This window comes from Rathayibacter sp. VKM Ac-2835 (genome assembly GCF_013266705.1).
GTDB lineage: Bacteria > Actinomycetota > Actinomycetes > Actinomycetales > Microbacteriaceae > Rathayibacter.
The window spans coordinates 444,100-458,737 of record NZ_JABSNQ010000002.1 but is presented as its reverse complement, the minus strand read 5'-3'; the positions used below and the strand labels follow the sequence as shown (position 1 = coordinate 458,737).

Here is a 14,638-nt window from a genome sequence, read left to right as displayed (position 1 = left end):
CGGGTCCGCTCAGCCCGCGGCGAGGTCCTCGCCGTTCAGCCGGCGCCGGTACTCGCTCGGCGACAGCCCGGTCTCCGTCGCGATGGCCCGCCGCAGCCGCTCGGGCGAGGAGAAGCCGGAGCGCCGGGCGATGTCGCTCAGCGGCAGCGCGGCCGAGTCCGGCGTCCCGACGAGTCGCAGTGCGTTCTCGGTGCGGACGTCCGAGATGAGCTTCCGGAGGGTCGAGCCGCGCTCGTCCGCCACCGCGCGCTGCAGCGTGCGCAGGCTGACCCGGCAGCGCCGCGCCACCGTGCTCGGGTCGAGCGTGGGGTCGCTGAAGTCGGCCTGGATGACCTGCAGGGCGGCCTCGACCATGTCGTGCAGGCCGAGGCGCTCGCGCGTGCCCTCCTCCCGCTCCGAGCCGAGCAGCCGGGCGAGGCGCAGGACGGTGCCCTCGAGGTACTCGGCCTGCACCGCGTTCTCGGGGTCGAGCTCGGCGAGGAACGCCCGCAGCATCGTCCGCGCGGTCGCGGTGGTCGAGGTGGCGGGGACGACCCGGACGGGGTCGGCGCGACGGCGCTCCGAGACGCCGTTGTCGGCGCAGAGCACGAGGAGGCGGACCGGGCGGGACGAGCGGACGACGACCGGGTCCTCCGTGGAGAGTGCGAGCCCGCCCTCGTCGACCTCGAGCAGGTCGGCCGACGCGTCGACGGCGAGCGAGCCCTCCATCGGCAGCACGAAGACGGAGGAGCCGTCGACCGCGCTCGACCCTGGCCAGCGGATCGCGAACGGCGTCGAGACGACGTGCAGCACGCGGACGCGCTCGGTCGCGGCGATAGCGAGGTCCATCCGGAACCCCGCCGTCGTCGGGACCGACACGTCGACCGTGCGGCGGAGCGCGGCGACGCCCTCCGAGCCGCGGAGCCGGACGGCTCGGGCGCCGGCGCTGAGCGGGATGCAGAGCGGATTGCGATGAGCGGGGCGAGGGATCACGGTGGCGACTCCGTTCGAAGGTGAGCGAACGTCGACGAACGCTCGCCTTCGGAGCGTAACAAGAACTGAGGGAGTCTCGCCATCCCTGAGCGAAGCTCGAGGATCCCCTATTGGAGGGCCGAGGTGAGCCGGGCGAGATTGTCGAGGATCGTCGAGCGCAGCGGCTGCTGCCGCCACTCCCGCAGCGTCAGCTCCCGGGAGTGCTCCCGGTAGTCCTGCTGCACCTCCCGGAGGTCCTCGACGAAGTCGGCGCCGCGCACCATCAGCGACACCTCGAGGTTGAGCGTGAAGGAGCGCATGTCCATGTTGCTCGAGCCGATCACGGCGACGTCGTCGTCGATGGTGAAGTGCTTCGCGTGCAGGATCGTGGGCTTGCGGTACATCCAGATCCGCACGCCCGCGGTGAGCAGCGTCTCGTAGTAGGAGCGCTGCGCGTGGTAGACCACGGCCTGGTCGCCGATCTCGGAGACGAAGAGCTCGACGTGCACGCCGCGGCGGGTGGCGGTGGTGATCGCGTAGAGCATCGCCTCGTCGGGGACGAAGTACGGGCTCGTGATGATGATCGACTTCTGCGCCGAGTAGAGCAGTGCGAGGAAGAGGCGGAGATTGTTCTCGCCGTCGAAGCCCGGCCCGCTCGGCACCACCTGGCAGTCGATCGTGTCGCGCTGCTGCAGCGCCTCCATCGGCGCCGACTCGCGCAGGAGCAGCTCGTCCGTCTCGCTGTACCAGTCGGTGATGAAGATGGCGTTGATGCCCTGCACCACCGGGCCCTCGAGGCGCACCATCAGGTCGTGCCAGTGCAGGCCGCGCCGGATGTTGCCGCGCTTGTTGTAGCTGGAGTCGACGACGTTCTGCGAGCCCATGAAGGCGGCGTTGCCGTCCACGATCAGCAGCTTGCGGTGATTGCGCAGATCGGGCCGCTGGTACTGGCCGAGCCAGGGGCGCACGGGGAGCATGTAGGACCAGTGCGCGCCGGCCCGCTCCAGCGCCCTGAGGCGGCGGTGCGTGCCGGTGTAGTAGCCGGGGACGCGGATCGACGCGATGTGATCGAGCAGGATCCGCACCGTCACGCCGCGCGCGACCGCGCGGTCGAGTGCGTCGAAGAAGGGAGCCGTCGTCGTGTCGGCGGCGAGGATGTAGAACTCGCAGTGCACGTAGCTGCGGGCCCGGTCGATCTCGTCGGCCATCGCCCGGATCGTCTGCTCGTAGCCGCCCTGCAGCCGGGCGTCGTTGCCGCCGACGAGGGGCATCGCGCCGAGGTTGCGGTTGAGCGTGACGACCGACTCGAGCCAGAGCGGCCACGGGTGGTTGCGCGCGACCCGGTCGATGCCCTCCGTCGACTCGAGGATGAAGCGGTTGATCTCCTCCTGCTTGCGCCGGCGCTTGCGCGGGAGGCGGTAGCTGCCGATGAAGAGGAAGAGCAGGATGCCGACGTAGGGGATCAGGAAGATCGCCATCAGCCAGGCGAGGCCGGTGGTCGGGCGGCGGTTGCGCGGGACCACGATGACCGCGATCACGCGGACGACGAGCTCGACGACGATGGCGCCCACCGCCAGGACGAGCGACCAGTCCGGTCCGTTCACCTCGGGCTCTACGCGGCGTCGCGCGGGGGCAGACCGCGGCGGGCCCGCTCCTGCGCCTCGATGCGGTCGTAGGCGCGGCGCTCGTTGCGGTCCGAGCGGATCAGCGCGCGCATGATGAACCAGAAGAGGAGGCCGATGGTGACGGTCGGCACGAGTGCCCACAGTCCTTGATTCCACAGCTCCCAGTCCATGGGGGCGATCCTACCCGGCCGGGCCGGGAGCGGGCCCGGAGCGGCCGCTCAGCGAACAGCGGCGCCGGCGGACGCGCGGGCCGACAGCTGAGGGCGCTCAGCTGCTCTCGATCGAGCGGTTGAGGGCCGACGCGTCGGCGTTCAGCCCCTCGAGCTCGGAGCGCAGGCCGTCGTAGACCGCCACGTCGGTGTCGATCGCGGCCCGGGTGGCGTCGATCGCGGCGCCCCGCGCGAGCAGGTCGGCCCGCTCGGCGTCGAAGGCGGCGTCCGAGGCGAAGTCGCCGCTGTCCGCCCGGGCGTTGAACGAGTCGATCTCGGCGTTCAGCGCGTCGTACTCGGCGTTGTTGGCGTCGATGCGCGCCGTGAGGTCCGCGTACATCGCGTCGATGCGGGCGACCAGCTCGGTGATCCGGTTCTCGAGATCGGTGAAGACGGCCTCGTACTGGGCGTTCAGGCCGACCACGATCGAGCGGTCGGCGAAGTACTCGGCGTAGTGCGCCTCCAGCGCGGGCGGCAGATCGGCGACTTCGGTGCCGAGGATCGAGTGCAGCTCGTTGACGCGCTCGCCCAGCCCGCCGGTGCGGTAGAGCTCCAGGCGCTCCGCGATCGGGCCGTCCTGCGGGAGCGCGGCGTAGGCCGCCTCCAGCTGGGCGCCGACCTCGGCCTGCTCGGCCGCGTCCATCCGCACCCACGCGGCGTGCAGCATCTCGTGGGCGGCGGTGACGTCGCGGATCCCGTCGAGGTCGGGGTTCTCGACGTCGGAGATGTAGATGTCGCTGCCGGTGTAGCAGCCGAGCACGATCTCGTCGGAGGCGCCGTAGCCGCAGAGCGCGTTGAAGCCGGCCGTCGGCTCCACCGAGGGGTTCGAGGCGTAGTAGAGCGCGCGGCCGCGGGTCGACATCGCGGTGCGGTCCGCGAAGCCGGTGATCGTGCCGTCGGGAGTGAACGACTGCGCGGCCCGCTGATCGGCGAGCCCCCGGCCGAGGTCCGCCGAGTCGACGAGCACCGAGGTGGCGACCGCCGCGCCCACGCCGAACTGCGCGAGCGTGAGAACTCCCGCGACGACCGTCGCGACGATGCTGGATGCCCTGACCACGCCCTCGAACCTACTTGACCAGCGGGAAGAGGATGGTCTCGCGGATCCCCAGACCGGTGACGGCCATCAGCAGGCGGTCGATGCCCATGCCCATGCCGCCGGTCGGCGGCATGCCGTGCTCGAGCGCGCGGAGGAAGTCCTCGTCGAGGCGCATCGCCTCGTCGTCGCCGGCCGCGGCCTGCTGCGCCTGCTCGACGAAGCGCTCGCGCTGCACGACCGGGTCGATCAGCTCGGAGTAGCCGGTGGCCAGCTCGAAGCCGCGGACGTAGAGGTCCCACTTCTCCACGACGCCCGGGATGCTCCGGTGCGCGCGCACGAGCGGCGAGGTGTCGACGGGGAAGTCCATGACGAAGGTCGGCCGGACGAGGCCGCCCTTGACGAAGTGCTCCCAGAGCTCCTCGACGTACTTGCCGTGGGTGGGCACATGCACCTCGACGCCCTCGCGCGCGGCGAGGGTCTCGAGCTCGACCAGCGGGGTCTCCGGCGTGATCGCGATGCCGGCGGCCAGTGAGAGGCTCTCGTACATCGAGATCCGGTCCCACTCGCCGCCGAGGTCGTACTCGGTGCCGTCGGCCCAGGTGACCACGTGCGAGCCCGCGACGGCGAGCGCCGCGTTCTGGATCAACTCCTGGGTGAGGTCGGCGATGCTCGAGTAGTCGCCGTAGGCCTGGTACGCCTCGAGCATCGCGAACTCGGGCGAGTGCGTCGAGTCGGCGCCCTCGTTGCGGAAGTTGCGGTTGATCTCGAAGACGCGGTCGATGCCGCCGACGACGGCGCGCTTGAGGTAGAGCTCCGGCGCGATGCGGAGGTAGAGCTCGGTGTCGAAGGCGTTCGAGTGCGTGGCGAAGGGGCGGGCGGAGGCACCGCCGTGCATCACCTGGAGCATCGGGGTCTCGACCTCGAGGAAGCCGTGGTCGACGAAGGTCCTCCGGAGTGAGGCGTTGACGGTGGAGCGGGCGATCACGGTCTCTCGGGCCTGGGGGCGCACGATCAGGTCGAGGTAGCGCTGGCGCATCCGGGTCTCGTCGCCGAGCTCGTTGTGCAGGTTCGGCAGCGGGAGGATCGCCTTCGCCGCGATGCTCCAGTCGGAGACCCAGACGCTCAGCTCGCCGCGCTTGCTGGAGAGGACCTCGCCGGCGACGAAGAGGTGGTCGCCGAGGTCGACGAGCTCCTTCCAGCTCGCCAGCGACTCCTCGCCGACGTCGCCGAGCGACACCATCGCCTGGATCCGCGAGCCGTCGCCCGCCTGCAGCGTCGCGAAGCAGAGCTTGCCGGTGTTGCGCTGGAAGACGACGCGGCCGGCGAGGCCGACCTGCTCACCCGTCCTCACGTCGGGCGCGATGCCCTCGTGGCGCGCGCGCACCGCCGCGATGGTGTCCGTGACCGGGACGGAGACGGGATAGGCGCCGCCGCCGAGGTCGTCGGCGGCGAGCTCGATCAGGCGCTCGCGCTTGGCCAGGCGCACGGCCTTCTGCTCGGAGGCCTCCTCGGGCGTGGGCTCGGACGGGGGCACGGGGGCGCCGGGGGTGTCGACCATGTCAGAACGCAGGTGCTTTCGGTTGGAGGCGGCGGGCGCGATCAGGCGAGCAGGATCGGGCCGTTGTCGAGGAGCCGGGTGGAGCCGACGACCGCGGCGACGAGCACGAGGGCCGGGCCGCGGTGGTCGTCGTCGACCGGCAGGAGCGTCGCCGGATTCGCGACGACGAGGTAGTCCAGCTTAACCAGCGGCTCGCCCCTCGAGGCGGACTGCGCGGCGGCGACGACGGCGTCGAGCCCGCGGTCGGCGGCGGAGGCGGCGGCCTCGAGCAGGAGCGGGATCGTGCGGGCGGCCCGGCGCTCGCGGGCGTCGAGGTAGCGGTTGCGGCTGGAGAGCGCGAGGCCGTCCTCCTCGCGGACGGTGGCCACGCCCTCGATCGCGACGGGCAGATCGAGGTCGCGCACCATCCTGCGGACGAGGAAGAGCTGCTGCGCGTCCTTCTGCCCGAACATCGCGACATCGGGCTGGACGATGTGGAGGAGCTTCGAGACGACGGTCAGCATGCCGTCGAAGTGGCCGGGGCGCGAGCGGCCCTCGTAGAGCGAGCCGACCTCCCCGGCGACGACGCGGGTGGAGGAGGGGCCGTCCGGGTACATCTCGGCGACGCTCGGCGCGAAGACGTGCTCGACGCCGCGCTCCTCGAGCAGGGCGACGTCGGCCGCCAGGTCGCGCGGGTAGCGGTCGAGGTCCTCGTTCGGGCCGAACTGCAGCGGATTCACGAAGATCGACACGACGACCACGTCCGCGATCTCGCGCGCCCGGTCGACGAGGGCGAGGTGCCCGGCGTGCAGCGCGCCCATGGTCGGCACGAGGGCGATGCGCGCCCCCGAGCGCCGCGCCTCCTGCAGCGTCCCGCGGAGCTCGCCGATGCGTTCGATGGTGCTGATCACCCGAGAACCCTACCGGCGACGCGGAGACCGCTGATCGAGCACCCCGCGCAGCGGGCGCCACCATGCTGATCGAGCACCCCGCGCAGCGGGCGCCGCCATGCTGATCGAGTAGCCCGCGCAGCGGGCGTATCGAGATCCACCAGCGTCAGAACACGAGCCTGCAGAGCCGCCCTGCTGATGACGGCGGGTCTCGATACGCGCCTGCGGCGCTACTCGACCAGCATGCGGGGGCCGCCGTTCATGCAGGAGGGCGTCAGCCGGCCGCGCGGCGGAGGGCGTCGTCGACGGAGGAGCGGACGAGGCTGGAGAGGAAGAAGCCGGGCTTGTCGACGCCGATGCCGGCGAGGAGGCCGGCGGCCTGCTCGACGATGGCGGTCGAGAAGGTGGTCGCGGTCGAGACGGCCTCGGCGTAGGCGGCGCGGTCCGCCTCCGCGACGGTGACCGGCTCGCCGCCCATCTCGACGACGAGGGCCTGCGCGATGGGCAGCACCGGGCCGGGCGCGGTCACCGCGAAGTAGGTCTCGGCGAGGCGGGCGAGGTCGAGGCTCGTGCCGCTGAACGCCATCGCCGGGTGCACGGCGAGCGGGATGACTCCCGAGGCGAGAGCCGGCGAGAGCACACCGAAGCCGTGCTCGGCCGCGGTGTGCAGCACGAGCTGCCCGGGCTGCCAGGCCCCGGTGGCGGCGAGTCCGGCGACGAGTGCGGCGATCTCGCCGCCCGGGACGGCGATGATCACCAGCTCGCTCCGCTCGACGAGATCCGGGATCGCGAGCACCGGGGCGCCCGGCAGCAGTGCGTCGACGCGCTCGCGGCCGGCGTCGCTCGTCGTGGCGACGCCGATCACGGCATGCCCGGCGTTGGCGAGCGCGGCGCCGAGCACCGGACCGACGGGTCCGGCGCCGATGATCCCGACGCCGAGGCGTCCGTCGCGGCGGGCGTCAGGCATACGGGTCCCCCTCGGGTGCGGCCCACGCGTCGCGGGGCGTCGGGGCGTCGACGGCGCGCCGCCCCCAGTGGTGGCTGGCGTCGCGCTCGGCCGCGACAGTCCCTGCCCGGCCCACGCGCTCGAAGAAGGCGAGGCCGTCGGCGACGCTCATCACCGGCACCAGCGGCGTCACCGGCCCGGCGACCGTGTGCACGCGCGCGGAGGCCAACCCGAGCATCCGCTGGAGCGGCCCCTGCTGCACGCCGACGCTCTGCATGCGGGCGAGCGGGACGACCGTGACGCGGCGCCAGACGGCACCGCTGCGCAGCACCGCGACGTCCTCCGCGAGGCGGAACCCCGTGCGCCGCCAGGAGAACGGGCGCAGCAGCATCGCCGAGCGGGGCGCGCTGGTGAAGCCGGGGGCGTCGCGGCGGCGCAGCGCGTCGCCGACCGGGGTCGCCTCGGCGCCCTCGTCCGCGCCCGGCAGCAGCAGCGACAGGACCCGCTCGACCGCGGCGAGATCGCCGACCGGCAGGATCGTCGTGTTCGGCTCGCCGTTCGCACCGCGCGAGGCCGCGTGGCCGGCCCGGTCGATCTTCACCTGCCACCAGCCGAACGGGCGCCAGAGCAGCGGCTGGGTGATCTCGACCGCGTGGATCCGGCCGGGCGGCAGGGTGTCGCTGCTGGTCGAGAGCACGCCGTAGCCGACGCGGACGCCGTCGGGCGTCGACGCGATCGAGTAGCGCAGCGAGCGGACGAACTGGCGGACGTAGTAGCTGCCCGAGCCGATCAGACCGGGCAGGATCGCGAACAGCACGTAGGGCGAGCCGTAGACCGAGGTGAAGACGACGGCGACCACCGACACCAGCAGGAAGAGCGTGAAGCCGCTGAACACCAGCGAGCCGAGCAGCCGGCCCGGCGGGATCAAGACGACCGACTCGGGCGGCGCGTCCTCGGCCGGCTCGCCGAACTCCTCGATCCGGCGCGCGAGGAAGCCGCCGGCCGGGGCCTCCCCCGCGACCGCCTCCCGCTCGCGCACGCCGGAGGCCAGCCGCAGGATGTCGCGGCGGAGGGCGTCGACCAGCCGCGAGCCGAGGTAGGAGAGCTGCACGTTCGCGTCCTGGCCGGCGACGCTGACCTCGAGCTTGGCCGCGCCGAACAGCCGGGCGAACAGCGGGCGCTGCACCGCGATGCCCTGGATGCGGTCGAGCCGCGCGCGGCGGTTGGTGCGGAACAGCACGCCCGAGCGCACCTCGACGATCTCGTCGGTGATGCGGAAGGTGTGCATCCGCCAGGACAGCCAGAAGGCGAGCACGGCGACGGCGAGACCGGCCGCTACGGCGAGCAGCGCCCAGCCGATCAGCCCGCGGTCGATCAGCGCGTCGACCGGATCGCCGCTCTCGTAATCGCCGCCGGGGCCGGGGAGGAAGAGCTCGAGCAGGCGCTCGCGGAGGTTCGTGATGAGGAGGCCGAGGACGACCAGCAGGCCGATCCCGCCCTTGAGCACGGGCGTCGCCGGGTGCAGGCGGTGCCACTCCCCGTCGGCGAGGTCGGTCTCGATGCCGCGGACGGCCGCAGGAGCCTCGCTCACAGGCCGGCCCGGCGCGACTCCGCCAGCTCGACGAGCCGATCGCGCAGCTCCTCGGCGTCGCCGTCGACGAGCCCGGGGATGCTGACGCCGGTCGCCGCGGCGGCGGTCACGAAGCGCAGGTCGGCCAGGCCGAGCGCGCGGGCGAGCGGGCCGCGGTTGACGTCGATCAGCTGCATGCGCCCGTAGGGCACCGAGACGAAGCGCTGGAACATGATGCCGCGACGGAAGAGCAGGTCGTCCTCGCGCAGCTGGTAGCCGTAGGCGCGAGCACGGCGGGGCGCGACGATCAGCAGCGTGACGGCGAGGACAGCGGCCGCGAGGACGAGGATCCAGGCCCAGTCGACGCCGATCAGGAGCATCCCGATCGGCACGGCGAGGAGCACCGCGCTCGAGACCACGGCCGAGACGACCTCGACGGCCACGTACTTGGGCGAGACCCGGCGCCACGGGCCGGCCAGGTCGAGGCGGTCGCCCCCGGAGGACCCGGGAGCGGCGGGGTCGAGCCGGACGCCCTCCTGCTGGACGGCGTCGTGCTCCGGCTGGACCGCCTCGCGCTCCTGCTCGATCGCCGCCTCGCGGATCCGCGCCTCGCGACGGCTCAGCGGCTCCGAGGTCAGCGGCTCCGGGCTCAGCGGCACCGGGGCGGCCGAGGGGGTCGCCTCCTGGTCGTCGGCCATGATGACGTCCTCCCTGCCTGCGTCCGAGCGTGCGTCGGCGTCAGGCGTGGTTCACCTCGCCGACAGCGGGGTCGTCGTCATCGGTCGGCGGGATGGTGCACAGGTGCTCGGCGACCAGACCGGCCACCAGCAGGACGATCGCGCCGACGATGGCGGCCACGTCCTGCCACACGGAGCCTAGCGAAGGCACCACCGGCCGGCTCAGCAGGTAGACGAGCACCCCGCCGGACGCCCCGAGCAGCAGCGCGCCGACGAGGCTGGAGGCCTTGGCCAGCACGACCACGCGCATCGCGCGGAAGGGATCGATGGGGCGGCGGAGCGTCCCCTTCGTCGCACGATGGATCGGGATCGCGAACCCGATCACGAGCGCCGCGACCACCACGAGCGTGAGCGGGACCGTGAGCGGCGGGATCAGCACCGGGCGCCCCGCGGCGGCGATCGCCAGGTCGATCAGGAAGCCGACGACGGCCCCGGCGAGGCCGAGGCCGAGCAGGGAGCTGATGCGGGTGCGCTTCACGGAGTGCTGCTCTCGGGGTCGGTGCGGCCGGGGGCGGTGCTCGGTGCGGTGGTGGTCGTTCCGCGGGAGGCGTCTCCCGAGGACCGCGTGCGCCGCCACGCTATCGCCTCGGGCCGGTCGGTCACCCGGTCCGTCGCTCTCGCGCGGAGCTCCGCGACCGGCCCGCGCCCCGGCAGGACGGCGTGCGGGTCGACGTCGAGCCACGGCTCCAGCACGAAGGCGCGCTCGCCGGCGCGGGGGTGCGGGAGCGTGAGGTGCGCGTCGTCGCGGACGACCCCGCCGACGGCGACGACGTCGATGTCGAGTGTGCGGTCGCCCCAGCGCTCCTCGCCCTCGCCGCGGACCCGCCCGCCCGCGCTCTCGATCGCGGCGGTGGCGGCGAGCAGGTCGTCCGGCTCGAGGGTCGTCGATCCGATGACCACGGCGTTGAAGTAGGCGGGCGCGTCCTCGTCGACGCCGTCGAGCTTCCAGGCCGGCGACTCGACCACCTTCGACACGGCGTCGATCCGGAGCCCGGGTGTCGTCGCGAGGGATCGGACGGCGGTCTCGAGGTGCGCGAGCCGGTCGCCCAGGTTGCTGCCCAGGGCGAGGACGACGCGGCGCTCGGGGAGCAGCCGCTGCGGCCGGGGCCTCACGGGCGGACCCGGGTGATCTGCACGGCGACGTCGTCGAACGGCAGCGGGATGGGCGCGTCGGGCTTGTGCACGGTGATCCGCACCACCTCGGCGGCGGCGAAGCTCAGGGCGACCGCGGCGAGGCGCTCGGCGACGGTCTCGATCAGGTCGACCGGGTCGCGGGTGACGGCGTCCGCCAGGGCGATCGCCAGCTCGCCGTAGTGCACCGTCTCGGCCAGAGCGTCACCGCTCGCGGCAGGGGCGAGGTCGAGCCAGACCGTCGCGTCGATGACGAAGTCCTGGCCGTTCTCGCGCTCGAAGTCGAAGACGCCGTGGTGCGCGCGCACCCGCAGCCCCGTCAGGGTGATCGAGTCGCGCAGGGCGAGCGCGGCGGCGTCGAGACGCGGCGGAGTGGCGGCGGCGCGGGCGGGGTCGGTCACGGGAGCTCCTCCTGGAGGCGGGCGCCGAGCGCGAGGGCGCGGGCGCTCGAGCGGACGTCGTGCACCCGGACGCCCCAGGCGCCGCGGTCGACGGCGGCGAGGCTCAGCAGCGCCGTCACGTCGTCGCGCTCCGCGGCGGTCGAGCCGGCCGGCGCGAAGGGCGCGAGGAAGCGCTTGCGCGAGTGGCCCACCAGCACCGGCAGCCCGAGCGAGACGATCGCGTCCAGGTGGACGAGCAGCGCCCAGTCGTGGCCGCCGTCCTTCGCGAAGCCGAGACCGGGGTCGAGGATCAGGTGCTCGTCGCGGATCCCGGCCGCTCGGGCGGCGTCGACGCGGCGCTCGAGCTCGGAGCGCACCTCGGCCACCACGTCGGCGTAGGAGGCGAGCGCCGTCATCCCCGCACTGTGGCCGCGCCAGTGCATCGCGATGTAGACCGCTCCGCGCTCGGCGACGAGCGGGAGCATCGCCGGGTCGGCGAGCCCGCCGGAGACGTCGTTGACGACGACCGCGCCCGCGTCGAGCGCGGCCCCGGCGGTCGCCGCGCTCATCGTGTCGATGCTCACGCGGACGCCCTCGGCCGCGAGGGCGCGGACCACGGGGAGCACGCGGGCCTGCTCGGCTGCGGCGTCGACGCGCGCGGCACCGGGCCGGGTCGACTCGCCGCCGACGTCGACGACGTCCGCACCGAAGGAGGCCGGCCCCTCCCCCGAGGGCCGGGTCATGCCGATCCCGTGCCGGACCGCGTCGTCGACGGAGAGCCAGCGGCCGCCGTCGCTGAAGGAGTCGGGGGTGACGTTGAGGATCCCGAGGAGGGCGGCGCGGTGGCCGGGGGCGAGATCGGTGACGACGGGACCCACGTCAGACCTCCCGCGCGGCGCCGATCAGCGCGATGATCTCGGCGCGGGCGGCGGGGTCGGCGAGGGTGCCGCGCGCGGCGACGGTGACGGTCGAGCTCGCGGTCTGCCGGGCTCCGCGCATCCGCACGCAGCCGTGCTCGGCGTCCACGACGACCAGCACGCCCTCGGGCGAGAGGCCGGCGTCCAGGACGTCCGCGATCTGCTCGGTGAGGCGCTCCTGGAGCTGCGGGCGCGAGGCGACGGTCTCGACGACCCGTGGCAGCTTGCCGAGCCCGACGACGCGCTCGCCGGCGCGGTAGGCGATGTGCGCGACGCCGGCGAAGGGCAGCAGGTGGTGCTCGCAGACCGAGCGGAACGCGAGGTCGCGCACGACGACCGTCTGCGTCGCGGGCGGCTGCTCCCCCTCCTCGACGACGGCGAACGTCTCGGCGAGGTGGACGGCCGGGTCGAGGTCGAACTCGCCGAAGAACTCCTCGTAGGAGTCGGCGAAGCGCTGCGGCGTCGTCGCGAGCCCCTCGCGGCCCGGGTCCTCCCCGATGGCCGCGAGGAGCTCGGCGACGGCGGCCTCGATGCGCGCCCTGTCGACCGGCACGGTCCTGCTACGCCGTCGTCGGGCGCGGGTTGATCAGCGGCGGCCGCTGCGGGGCGGCGGGCTCGGAGCTCTCCGAGACGACCGCGCCGTCGGTGGCCCCGGCGTCGATCGGCGCCTTGGCCGGCGGCATCGGGATCGGCGGGAGGTCGGACAGCGGGCGCTTGTCGCTCGAGAGCCACTGCGGTCGCTCGTCGATCTTGCGGACGTCCTTAAAGATCTCGGCCAGCTGGTCGTGGTCGAGCGTCTCCTTCTCGAGGAGGTCGGCCGCGAGGCGGTCGAGGATGTCGCGGTTGGCGTTGATGACCTGCCAGGCCTCGTCGTGCGCCTGCTCGATCAGCTGCCGGGTCTCGAGGTCGACGCGCTCGGCGATCTGCTCGGAGTAGTCGCGCTGGTGGCCCATGTCGCGGCCGAGGAACATCTCGCCCGAGGACGAGCCGAGCTTCACGGCGCCGACGGTCGACGACATGCCGAACTCGGTGACCATCTTGCGGGCGATCGAGGTCGCCTTCTCGATGTCGTTCGAGGCGCCGGTGGTCGGATCGTGGAAGACGATCTCCTCCGCGACGCGGCCGCCCATGGCGTAGGCCAGCTGGTCGAGCAGCTCGTTGCGGGTGGTCGAGTACTTGTCCTCGAGCGGCAGCACCATCGTGTAGCCGAGGGCGCGGCCGCGCGGGAGGATCGTGACCTTCGTGACCGGGTCGGTGTGGCGCATCGCCGCTGCGGCGAGGGCGTGGCCGCCCTCGTGGTACGCGGTGATCAGCTTCTCCTTGTCGCGCATGACGCGCGTGCGGCGCTGCGGGCCGGCGATGACGCGGTCGATCGCCTCGTCGAGAGCGCGGTTGTCGATCAGCTGCGCGTTCGAGCGGGCGGTGAGCAGCGCGGCCTCGTTGAGGACGTTCGCGAGGTCCGCGCCGGTGAAGCCCGGCGTCTTGCGGGCGACGACCTCGAGGTCGACGCCGCCGGCGAGCGGCTTGCCGCGGCCGTGCACCTCGAGGATCTTCTTGCGGCCGAGCATGTCGGGGGCGTCGACGCCGATCTGGCGGTCGAAGCGGCCCGGGCGCAGCAGCGCGGGGTCGAGGATGTCGGGGCGGTTCGTCGCCGCGATCAGGATGACGTTGGTCTTGACGTCGAAGCCGTCCATCTCGACCAGGAGCTGGTTGAGGGTCTGCTCGCGCTCGTCGTGCCCGCCGCCCATGCCCGCGCCGCGGTGGCGGCCGACGGCGTCGATCTCGTCGACGAAGATGATGGCCGGCGAGTTCTCCTTGGCCTGCTGGAACAGGTCGCGGACGCGGCTCGCGCCGACACCGACGAACATCTCGACGAAGTCGGACCCGGAGATGGAGTAGAAGGGGACACCCGCCTCGCCCGCGACGGCGCGGGCCAGCAGGGTCTTTCCGGTGCCGGGAGGGCCGTAGAGCAGGACGCCCTTCGGGATCCGCGCGCCGACGGCCTGGAACTTGGCCGGCTCCTTGAGGAACTCCTTGATCTCGTGCAGCTCCTCGATCGCCTCGTCGGCGCCGGCGACGTCGCCGAACGTGACCTTGGGCGACTCCTTCGAGACGAGCTTCGCCTTCGACTTGCCGAACTGCATGACGCGGTTGCCGCCGCCCTGCATGCCCGAGAGCATCAGCCAGAAGAACGCGCCGATCAGCAGGATCGGGAGGAGGAAGCCGAGCGCGGAGAGGAACCAGTTGGTCTGCGGGACCTCGTCGTCGTAGCCGTCCGACGGAGCGGCGGTGGTGACCGCGTCCACGACCTCGGCGCCGCGCGGTGCCACGTAGTAGAACTGCACCTGCTTGCCGTTGTCGCCGTCGTCCTGCGCGAGGGTCAGGTCGACGCGCTGCTCGCCGTCGACGATCTTCGCGGAGTCGACCTTGCCGTCGGACAGGAGCTGGAGCCCCTCCTGCGTGCTGATCTGCCGGAAGCCCGACATCGTGATCAGCGAGGACCCGATCCAGACCGCCACGATCGCGAGGACGACGTAGAGAATGGGACCCCGGAAGATGCGCTTGACGTTCATGAATGTTGCGGGCGCAGGCCCGGCACCTTTCTGACGAGGAAATGTGAGTGTCAGGCTACCTCCCGCTCTCTGAGCGCGCGCCACGCGTTCGCCCTGGGCGGAGGAAGCGTCGGCTGGGCGCTCGGCCCCCTCTTCA

Annotated in this window: 15 protein-coding genes; all 15 read right to left on the bottom strand. The window is 72.9% G+C overall.

What is annotated here, in order from left to right; genetic code table 11:
- Positions 1-9: 9 nt before the first annotated feature.
- The 15 genes from HRK28_RS20810 to ftsH all read right to left on the bottom strand — a co-directional run bounded on the left by HRK28_RS20810 (position 10) and on the right by ftsH (position 14,502).
- Positions 10-972: an AraC family transcriptional regulator gene (locus tag HRK28_RS20810; RefSeq protein WP_160090852.1), complete on the bottom strand. Its 963-nt coding sequence runs from the start codon at positions 970-972 to the stop codon at positions 10-12.
- Between the two features lie 107 nt (positions 973-1,079).
- On the bottom strand, positions 1,080-2,555 hold the full coding sequence (cls, locus tag HRK28_RS09970) for a cardiolipin synthase (protein WP_160090853.1): 1,476 nt from the start codon (positions 2,553-2,555) through the stop codon (positions 1,080-1,082).
- An 8-nt stretch (positions 2,556-2,563) separates the two neighbouring features.
- On the bottom strand, positions 2,564-2,746 hold the full coding sequence (locus tag HRK28_RS09965) for a hypothetical protein (RefSeq protein ID WP_123446793.1): 183 nt from the start codon (positions 2,744-2,746) through the stop codon (positions 2,564-2,566).
- Positions 2,747-2,843: 97 nt separating this feature from the next.
- Positions 2,844-3,842, bottom strand: a complete 999-nt coding sequence (locus HRK28_RS09960) for a hypothetical protein (protein WP_173251317.1) — start codon at positions 3,840-3,842, stop codon at positions 2,844-2,846.
- Positions 3,843-3,852: 10 nt separating this feature from the next.
- On the bottom strand, positions 3,853-5,379 hold the full coding sequence (lysS, locus tag HRK28_RS09955; RefSeq protein ID WP_173251316.1) for a lysine--tRNA ligase: 1,527 nt from the start codon (positions 5,377-5,379) through the stop codon (positions 3,853-3,855).
- A 41-nt stretch (positions 5,380-5,420) separates the two neighbouring features.
- The gene (panC, locus tag HRK28_RS09950; RefSeq protein WP_244231876.1) at positions 5,421-6,257 is read right to left on the bottom strand and encodes a pantoate--beta-alanine ligase; all 837 of its coding nucleotides are present in this window, start codon (positions 6,255-6,257) and stop codon (positions 5,421-5,423) included.
- Positions 6,258-6,522: 265 nt separating this feature from the next.
- A complete protein-coding gene (locus HRK28_RS09945; RefSeq protein WP_160090857.1) occupies positions 6,523-7,215 on the bottom strand; it encodes a Rossmann-like and DUF2520 domain-containing protein in 693 nt (230 codons plus the stop codon).
- The gene (locus tag HRK28_RS09940; RefSeq protein ID WP_173251315.1) at positions 7,208-8,785 is read right to left on the bottom strand and encodes a PH domain-containing protein; all 1,578 of its coding nucleotides are present in this window, start codon (positions 8,783-8,785) and stop codon (positions 7,208-7,210) included. The genes HRK28_RS09945 and HRK28_RS09940 overlap by 8 nt, the downstream gene beginning before the upstream one ends.
- The gene (locus tag HRK28_RS09935; RefSeq protein WP_173251314.1) at positions 8,782-9,462 is read right to left on the bottom strand and encodes a PH domain-containing protein; all 681 of its coding nucleotides are present in this window, start codon (positions 9,460-9,462) and stop codon (positions 8,782-8,784) included. The genes HRK28_RS09940 and HRK28_RS09935 overlap by 4 nt, the downstream gene beginning before the upstream one ends.
- A gap of 40 nt (positions 9,463-9,502) precedes the next feature.
- Complete coding sequence (locus HRK28_RS09930; RefSeq protein WP_173251313.1) at positions 9,503-9,979, bottom strand: DUF3180 domain-containing protein; 477 nt, start codon at positions 9,977-9,979, stop codon at positions 9,503-9,505.
- Positions 9,976-10,614, bottom strand: coding sequence for a 2-amino-4-hydroxy-6-hydroxymethyldihydropteridine diphosphokinase (gene folK / locus HRK28_RS09925; RefSeq protein WP_173251312.1), 639 nt, complete (start codon positions 10,612-10,614; stop codon positions 9,976-9,978). Before folK ends, HRK28_RS09930 begins: the two co-directional genes overlap by 4 nt.
- Complete coding sequence (folB, locus tag HRK28_RS09920; protein WP_367948387.1) at positions 10,611-11,033, bottom strand: dihydroneopterin aldolase; 423 nt, start codon at positions 11,031-11,033, stop codon at positions 10,611-10,613. Before folB ends, folK begins: the two co-directional genes overlap by 4 nt.
- Complete coding sequence (folP, locus tag HRK28_RS09915; protein ID WP_367948386.1) at positions 11,030-11,890, bottom strand: dihydropteroate synthase; 861 nt, start codon at positions 11,888-11,890, stop codon at positions 11,030-11,032. The genes folB and folP overlap by 4 nt, the downstream gene beginning before the upstream one ends.
- 1 nt (position 11,891) lies before the next feature.
- Positions 11,892-12,482, bottom strand: coding sequence for a GTP cyclohydrolase I (folE, locus tag HRK28_RS09910; RefSeq protein WP_160090863.1), 591 nt, complete (start codon positions 12,480-12,482; stop codon positions 11,892-11,894).
- Positions 12,483-12,489: 7 nt separating this feature from the next.
- Positions 12,490-14,502 carry an ATP-dependent zinc metalloprotease FtsH gene (gene ftsH, locus HRK28_RS09905; RefSeq protein ID WP_160090864.1) on the bottom strand — a complete coding sequence of 671 codons (2,013 nt, stop codon included), beginning with the start codon at positions 14,500-14,502 and terminating at the stop codon, positions 12,490-12,492.
- Between the last annotated feature and the right edge of the window lie 136 nt (positions 14,503-14,638).